4 protein-coding genes and 1 pseudogene are annotated in these 8,236 nt (G+C 70.7%); all 5 read right to left on the reverse strand.

All coding sequences use genetic code 11. The features are described from left to right. Positions 1 to 1,041: MobF family relaxase (gene mobF, locus AVL48_RS23685; RefSeq protein WP_156515776.1), on the reverse strand; the 1,041-nt coding region annotated here is incomplete at its 3' end. 220 nt (positions 1,042 to 1,261) lie between these two features. Then, on the reverse strand, positions 1,262 to 2,203 hold the full coding sequence (locus tag AVL48_RS23690) for a hypothetical protein (RefSeq protein WP_061988840.1): 942 nt from the start codon (positions 2,201 to 2,203) through the stop codon (positions 1,262 to 1,264). Then, complete coding sequence (locus AVL48_RS23695) at positions 2,200 to 3,216, reverse strand: hypothetical protein (protein WP_061988838.1); 1,017 nt, start codon at positions 3,214 to 3,216, stop codon at positions 2,200 to 2,202. The genes AVL48_RS23690 and AVL48_RS23695 overlap by 4 nt, the downstream gene beginning before the upstream one ends. After that, a complete protein-coding gene (locus AVL48_RS23700; RefSeq protein ID WP_063054133.1) occupies positions 3,213 to 7,910 on the reverse strand; it encodes a hypothetical protein in 4,698 nt (1,565 codons plus the stop codon). Before AVL48_RS23700 ends, AVL48_RS23695 begins: the two co-directional genes overlap by 4 nt. Continuing rightward, positions 7,907 to 8,236 (reverse strand): annotated as a pseudogene (locus tag AVL48_RS39150) (hypothetical protein); the annotation flags it as partial. The gene AVL48_RS23700 and the pseudogene AVL48_RS39150, both read right to left, overlap by 4 nt.

Raw genomic sequence — 8,236 nt, forward strand, 5'->3', positions numbered from 1 at the left:
CGTGGCGGTCTTCTTCGTGATCGCGCGGCGGCGCGAGCTGAACAGATCCATCACCCGTTGATCGATCCCGGCGACCTCGCGGGACTTCCCGTCCGGGCGGGCGACGAACCGCACCCCGAGCGCCTTCGCCAAGTGCTCCTCGGTGGTGCGCTCACCCACCGCCGCCGCCGCGCCCCGGTGCGCGTACAGGGCGCGGCCGTCCAGCGTGCGCCACTGCCCGTCAGCGCCTTCGACGCGGTTGAGGATCGCGTTGTGGATGTGCAGCTGCGGATCGTGGTTGCGCGAGTCGTGCTGAAAGAAGCTGGCGACCACGAAATCGTGGGCGTCGATGAACCGGCCCGCGGCCCCGCCGTGATGCCCGACCCGCGAGTACCCGGCGTGCTCGGACAGGTAGTCCAGCGCCGCCCGGTTCCCGGCCCAGATCGCGTCCTCCACCGCGTCGCTGTGCGTCCGCCACGACAACGCCGCCTCGCGGGCGTCGTCACGCTGCCGGGCGATCTCCGCCAGCTCGGCCGGATCCGCGCCCGCCGCCATCGCGGCGGCGAGCGCGTCCGACAACCGTCCAGCCGTCCGTTCAGCGTTCACTTGCTGTGCCTCGAACGCCGTGTGCAGGACCGTCACCGACTTCTGGACGCTGAACGTGGCGTCCAAAAAGGCGACGTTCTTCCGCGCGGACTTGTTCGCCTCCAGCCGCAATTCCTCGCGGCGTTCAGCCGTCGCGCCCGGCTCGGCGTCCAACACGGCGGCGTACAACTCGTCCGCCGTTGGATAGTTCCGCCCGGTGTGGCCGAGAGTGGACGCCTCCGCCCACCGCGCTGGATCCTTGAACGCGGGGTCGCGCGGGTCGACGAACTGCTCGTAAACCGCCCGCATGTCCTGCTCGTCGACCAGGCCCGAGAGGCCGAGTTTCTCGGCCCCGCCGCCGTACCAACGGCCCGGCGGCTCCCCCTCGGCGACCGCGTCGGTGTAGTAGTTCTCCCGCCCTTTCGCGACCTCCTCAGTGAGGTAGGAAACCGAGTATCCGTTCGACAGCGTCAGCATCCCGGCCCCCTTTCAAGATCAACACACGGGCTTTGAAGATCAACAACGGTGGGGGTGTTCCCGGGCGCCCGCCAGGGCGCACCGGCCCGACAGATCGTGATGCATAGGTGTGCACTCGTTCTTTGGCTTGGTGAGTACTTGCTGGGTGTGTGGCTGATGGGTGTCTTGGGCTGACTTGGTGGCTTACTGACGTGTGTTGTGGTGCTGGGTGACGTGCTGATCATGAGTTGGCCTTGGTGGCATTGAGATTCGTGATGACGTGAAGGTGGTGGGGCTGTTCCCGGAGTTCTTTGAGGACGGTTCCGGCGGTGCCTCGGGAAACGTGGGCCGCTTCGTGGAGTTGATCGACGGTCGGAAGGCTGCCGTGACGTGCCTGGTACTTGCGGGCCTCGTGCAGTGCGCGGTCCCGCTTCGGCGACGACGGCGTCACGGCTGGACGCTCCGGCTTCGGCTCCTCGTCGATGGGCGACGCGCCATGCGGTGGCTGAACGGATTCCGGCTGGTCGACTGGACGTTCAGTTCCGGCAGGCGTTGCGGGCTTGTCCAACGGTGTCGGCTGGACAAGCCCGGATTGGACGGACGGCGGCTGGACGAGGGGGCCCGGCGACGCGGCCGACTGGACGGGCTTCGCCTGGACGGGCAACGGCCGCGCGGTCTCGGCGACCGCGGGCGGCTTGATGCCGGACGCCTTGGTCGACTCGCTGGACGACTTCCGGCCAGAGCGCAGCTCGCTGAGCATGAACAGCAGGTGCGCCACGATCGCCGCCGCCACCGCTGGCCACGCCCCCACCCAGAACCGCAGCAACTCCGGCGGCGGATTCCCCGCCGAACCCGGTTCGCCGTTCGGCCCCGGCGGCACGGGGGCGGTGAAGCCGCCCACGAAGTAGACCGCCTGCGCCAACCCGGACAGCCCGGCCGCGAGGATCACCACCGCCCACGCGTACCGGCGTCCCGCGCCCGTCAGCCGCGACGTCGCCACATACGCCACGATCGCCAGACCGTCGGTGATCACCGGGTAGGTCCACGCGATGCTGGCGAACACCCCGGACGCCACCACGACCTCGAACAGGCCGTGCGCGGTCGCGATCGCGGCGCAGATCGCTACCACCAGGCCCGGCAGCCAGAACCCCGCCGTCGCCCACGTGCTTTTGGACTTGCTCACTGGTCCCACCCCTCGCTGGTGTCGTCGGCGGCGGCTTCGTCGTCGGCGTTCCACCGGGCGCACCGCTCCGCGCGCTCGGTGTCCTCGTCGATGCGGTCGCCGCCGCGCACCAGCTCGTCGACGCCGTCCACCGTCTGCGCGCACTCGGCCACTCGCTCCGCGAGTGCGGCGCGGCCGGTCTCCTCGGCCGACCCGGTGACGTCCTCGACACCGAACTCGGCGGGGACGTGCAGCCCGTCGAGTACCTGCTGGCGAGCCTCTGCCCAGCTGGCCCCGTCCTCGACGCGGGCGCGGAAGTCCCGCACCGCCGCGTCCACGCCCGGAACGGTGGTCACCGCGGCGTGCGCGTCGTCGACCCGGACGCCCGCGACGACCAGGTCGGTGACGTGGTCGATCGCGTCGCGCGCGATCTCGGCGGGCGCCGCGTCACGCTCCAGGTCCGGGCGGTCGACCGGGGCGGGGCGTTCCCACTCCGACTCCGGTGGCAGGACACCACCGTCCCGGTCCAGAGCCCGCAGGCCCTGCGCCGCGGACTCTGTCGTCGCGGCCACACGGGACTCGGCCCGGGCCATGCCTTCCTTGCGGCGGCGGGCGTAGTGTTCGATGGCGTCGTTGGCCACGACGGTGTCCCCGGCCGCCTGCCGGTGCGCGGTGACCGGGTCGAGCCCGTCGGCCAGCGCCCGCTCGTAACGGTCGATCGCCGCGTCACCCAGCGATCGCAGGTACGCGTCCGGCGTCTCCGACGTGACCATCGGCATGCCCCGCTTGACCGGGCCACCGCGCCACCCGGTGACCACCTCCGGCTGGAACGCCGCGCCCGCATCAGGGAAATACACATAGAAATCGCGTTCGGCCACACCCAGGGCGTGACACTGCTCCCGGATCGTGCGCCTGTAAAGCTGGCTCGGCGTCTCGCCAGCGGAGTGGGCGCCGTCGAACGACAGCAGCCGCACCTCGTAAGCCTCCTGGCCGAACTCGGCGACCCGCTGCGCCTGCGCTTCGGTCATCTTCACCGCTGCTCCCACCCCTCGGTCTCGTCGTCGACACTCTCGGCGACGGCCTCGTCCTCGGCGTTCCACCGGGCGCACCGCTCCGCGCGCTCGGTGTCTTCGGCGTCATCCCCGCGCCGCATCCGGGCCTCGGCGTCTTTCAGCAGGCGGGCGCATTCGGCGCGCATCGAGTCGTAACGGTCGAGGATCCCGGCGAGGCGAGACTCGGTGTCCGGATCAGTCAGCCACGAAGGTTCGGAGTTCTCGTCGGTATCCGCAGCGCGTGCCGCGTTCTCGCGCCTGGCTCTTTCTTGCTCCATCAGGGCGTAGCCGCGTTCCTCGGCGAGCACATCGTCAATGCCATCCAGCACGTACTCCGTGGCGTCGCGCTCGTCGGCCTCAAGCTCGTCTTCGCGTTCCTCGATCCAGTCCTGCAACCGGTCGCCCGCGTCGCGCTCGCGGACCGGGTCAACAGGGAGGTCGTCACCGGACTCTCGAAGGTCGTCCCAGCGATCCGCCGAGTCCTCGTCGGAGACGGGCAGCATGAACGTTCCGCGACCGTCGGCCACGTCGGCCTCGGGAGGTTCGACGGCACGAGCCGGGAGGTTCCGCGCGATCCAGCTGCCCGGTTCCGGGGCGCGATCCGCCTCGAACGTTCGCTCCTCGATCATGAGCCGGTCGTACTGCTCGCCCGTGACTCCCACCCGCGCCAGGTCGTCGTCCGTGATCGGCCCATCCGGCAGGCTCCGCACCACATCCCGCACGCGCTCCATCTCCTCCCAGTCCGAGCTCGACGTAGTCTCAGCGGTGACGTCGGTGGTCTCGTCCTGGTCCACGGCTGGCCACGCGTTCGCGGTGCTGCCGCGGGCAGGCAGGTTCCGCGCGATCCAGCTGCCCGGTTCCGGTGCCCGCTCGGGAACCTCGGGTACCTCGATCTCGTCGGCGGGTGCGTAGAACGCCGGGTCCCACACCTCCGCGGCGCCGGTGACGGTCGAGAGTTCACCTGTGGTGCGGCTACGGACCACATCGCCCGGCGCGAACAGCGTGAACGTCGTGGACTCGCTGACCATCTCGTCGGCGGTGTCGGCCGCTGGCCGGGTTTCGCGCGGGATGACCGCAGACCACGGTTCGGACTGCCACAGCTCGCCGGCGGCTTCCTCCGCCCGACGCAAGGCGGTGACCATGTCGACCCCGTCCCTGAGCAGCGCTTGGTAGCGCTGTTGGACCTGCGACTGGTACAGCTCTTCGTCGTTGCGCCGTCGGGTGGCGGCGGCCTCGGCCTGTGCGAAGGTTCCCGGCTCGTTGGTTTCCACAGTGGACTCATCTCCGGTGTCGCGGTGGGCCAGGCGTACACGGGCGGCAGGGACGTCGTAAGTCCAGAAGTTGCCGCTGCTGTCCTGCTCCTGCACGCTGCATGTGGAGCACTGGCTGACCTCGAGGTTGCAGCCCGCGAGATGCTGGCCGAGTTCCTCGGCGCTCCGCAGGATGTCGCGGGCCTGCTCGATTTCCAGCTCGGTTGCCAGTGCGGTGATGTACTCGCGTTCCGCACGCAATTCCGCCTGGTGCTGGGCAAGTCCGTCCTCGTCCTCGTCCTCGTCGGCCTGTGTCGTGGTGTGCGATGGCAGGTTGCGTGCGATCCAGCTTCGCTCCGGTTCCCGCTCGGGCAGCGACGACGTCGGCGGCATCGCCGCGATCTGGCTGTCGTCGACATCCTGCTCACCGGCCACCGGATTCCAGGCGACCTCCTCGTCCGTGTCGGCGTGGTCGAGGTCGCTTTCGTTGATCGATCCCGTCGACACCGCCGACGGGTGTTCGGCGCCGCGTTCAGTGCTGGTTGAGTTCGTGGTCCTGAATGACGTGGGGTCGTTGACTTCCGGCGCGCCGAGAGCATGTGCGACCGGCACTTCGTCGTGGTGCAGTGGCACCATTGCGGTTGCTGGTACATCAACCCAGGCATTCGACCCGTCACTGAGTTCCAACGGAACCGTGACCATGCCGTCGTGCTCAACGGCGGCGTCGTCGGCGGTGTAGATCTCACCGTTCCACTCGAACCGGTCACCCGGGCGCAGGAACCGGGCCGACAGGGAATGCAGAGCGACTGTTGCCAGCGGGCCAGGCTCGACGTCGTCCCAAACCGCGATGACGTTGTCTTCGCGCGGACCGGTGTCCGGCGCCGAATTTCCAAGTTCGTCGTTTTCCACAGTGGACTCGTTTCCGGTCTCTTGCGGGGCCGTCTGGGCGGCGGCGGGATGGGCGAGCGTGGCGCGGACTTGGCTGGCCTGTTCAGCGCTGATGCGCGGGGTGAACTCGGTGGCCACGTCGCTTACAGCGGCGGATCGGGCCTCGTCGTGGCTCTGGCCCGCGTCGAGCTGGCGGCGGTAGGCCATGACCGCCGCGACCGCGAGGCCGGTCTCCTCGGAGCTGGCCTCGACCGCCGCGCGGGCCATGGCGGCTTCGTCGTCCCAGCCTGCGGCGCGCAGCCGCGCGAAGCGGCCCACCGCGTCGTCGGCGACGAAGTAGTTCTGCATCGCGTCTCCGGCGGGCATCAGCTCGTCCGGGTCGTCGTCGCTGCCACCGGAAGGAATGGGGTCCTGGGTCGCGGTGTCGGCCGCCATCGCCCGCGCGTCGTCGGGGTCGTAGCCGATGGTGATCAGCTGCTCGTAGTCGCTGACGGCTTTCGCGCCGATCGGTGAGACCCGCTCCAGCCGATGCGCGATCTCCTCCGGCGGGATGCCTTCCTGCTGCCAGGTGAGGTAGGACAGCACCGTCGCGTCGGCGATCTCGCGCCGCCGCAACTGCTCCGACGTCTCGCTGGGGTTGTCGAGCACGTCGTGGGTCGCGGCCACGCGAGCCCGCTCCACCTGCTCGGCGATCTCCACCTCTTCCCACGGCTCGTTGCCGTCGGCCAGCTCGGCGGCGCGTGCGGCGTAGCCGTCGGCGGCGGCGGTGGCCTCGCGGGCTTCGCGTTCCAGCCGTGCCCGCACCACCGGGTCGGTGGCGCCGGCCGCGGCCGTCGAGCGGAGGAACGCGATATCGCGGTACCGCTCGGCGGCGAGCCGGGTCGCGGCCTGGGTCAGCTTGGCCCAGTCCTGCTCCATGACGTCCTGGTTCTCGCCGGTCGCGGTGTCGGCGTCACGGTCGTCCACAGTGGGCTCGTGCCCGAACTCGGGTGTGAGTTCGTCGGCGGCGACGTCGGCGGCGAGCCCGGCGGCGGTGTGCGCGTCGAACCCGTCGCGGCGGTATTCGTGGTAGTGACCGAGCGCGGTGTCGGCGACCGCGCGGTCCTCGGCGGCGGCGGCGTTCAGCACGTCCTCGTGGGCCTCGGCCTCGTTCCGGCCGTAGCGGCGGCATTTCTCGAACAGCTCCACAGCGCTCACCGCGACGTCGTGGTTGTGGTCCAACGCCAGCTGCTCGGCCTCGGCCACGACAGGGTCGGGCACGTCGGGTTCGAATCCGTCGCCGTCCTCCTCGACGGCGCGGGCGAGGTCCAGGTCGGACCCGACGTTCTGGATCACGGCTTCGGCGGCGGCGATGGCGTCGGACTCCTCCCGGGCCTGCCGCTGAGCCCGGTACGCGGCGGTGTCCACAGCGGCCAGACGGGTCGCCGCACCGGGGTCCATGCCGTGGCGGGTGAGCCACTCGTAGCGGCGGACGGCTTCGACGTCGATCCCTTCACGATCTTCGGGCGGCTCGCCGGGGGTGTGCGTCTCGATGGCCCGCTGCGCGAAGTCGCGGGAGAAGTGAAATCCGGGCAGTTCGACACCGTCCGGGATGCCGCCCTGGTAGCGCTCGCCGGAGTGGACGGCGGTCACCGCTGCGGCCCAGGCATCCGGGTCGGCGATGTCCTCGGGGAATCCGTCCCGGACCCGGGCGATGAACCCGCCGATCGCGTGCAGGGCGACCGGGTCGCCGCCGGCGGCGGTCACCGCCGCGTGGTCGGCGTCGACCCCGGCGTTGCGCAGCGACTGGAACTGCCCGAGCGCGGCGTCGGCGACAGTGCCAGCGACCGCCGCGGTACGGGCGGTGTCGATATCCGTGCCGTACAGCTCGACCTCATCGGCGAACTCGGAGACGGCCTCACGCACCCCGGGGCTGGTGCTCGCGCGGTCGAGGGCGTCGTGGATGTCCAGTCCTTCACCGCGGGCGGCGAGGTAGGCGTCGATTCCGGTCTCGACTTGCGGGGCGACGATCCTGTGCCGGGGCCCGGTTTCCCGGATCCCGGGCACCACCTCGGCACCATCGGGCACGACGGTGCCGTCGGGGAACGTGACCAAGACCGGTTGCCTGAAGCGCCCGCCGCTGTCGCCGTCGCCGCGCCATCCCACGATCGCCTCGCGGAAGTCCGCCAGCGCGACGGATTCATCCCGTCCGTGGGCGACCTGATCGATGAGTTCGGCGGAGGCGTCGATCACCATGTCGGCCTGCTCGGGTGCCCCGGCCTGACGACGGACCATCACCGCCGCGGCGGTCTCCGCTGCGACCGTGGTCGCCTGGTCCTCGGCCATGCCCGCGCCGGTCAGCCGCTCGAACACCTCGGCCGCGAGCGCACCGACCGGGGGCGCCAGCTTCACCCGGCTCTGGATCGCCTGCTCGTTCGGCCGTTCCTGGTCCCGCCGCCACCCCGCGTACAGGCGCAGTGTGTCGCGGGCAGCCAGCTGCAGCTCCTCGAAACTGCGTGACCGTTCGGTCTTCGACTGCCAGATCAGGTTCTCGCTCATCGCCGACCACCCCCGTTGCGGCGGCGGGCGGCCTCGGCCGCGCGGGCGTCGGCGACCACGTCGGCGTCCGGCTCGGGCGCGGTCTCGGTGCGGGCGGTCCCCCACCACTGGGAGATCGGCGCGAGCGCCGTCCCGGACGGGACACGCGGGGCGGGCAGGAACAGGTCGCCGCCCTGCTGGTGGTTCTCCAGCGAGCAGTTCGCCGTCGCCGCCTTGATCCGCTTCACCACACCCGGCCGGTACCGGTCGTGCCAGTCCGCGGCGCGGGCGACGGTGGCGTCCTTGTCGACGTAGGCGGCGAGCCACGAGCGCATCAGGCACACCAG

Source organism: Amycolatopsis regifaucium (genome assembly GCF_001613935.1).
Classification (GTDB): Bacteria; Actinomycetota; Actinomycetes; order Mycobacteriales; family Pseudonocardiaceae; genus Amycolatopsis; species Amycolatopsis regifaucium.

Bases quoted from the DNA above. Each gene is read 5' to 3' on its own strand.
- AVL48_RS23700 (WP_063054133.1), bottom strand. From the start codon at position 7,910: ATGAGCGAGAACCTGATCTGGCAGTCGAAGACCGAACGGTCACGCAGT.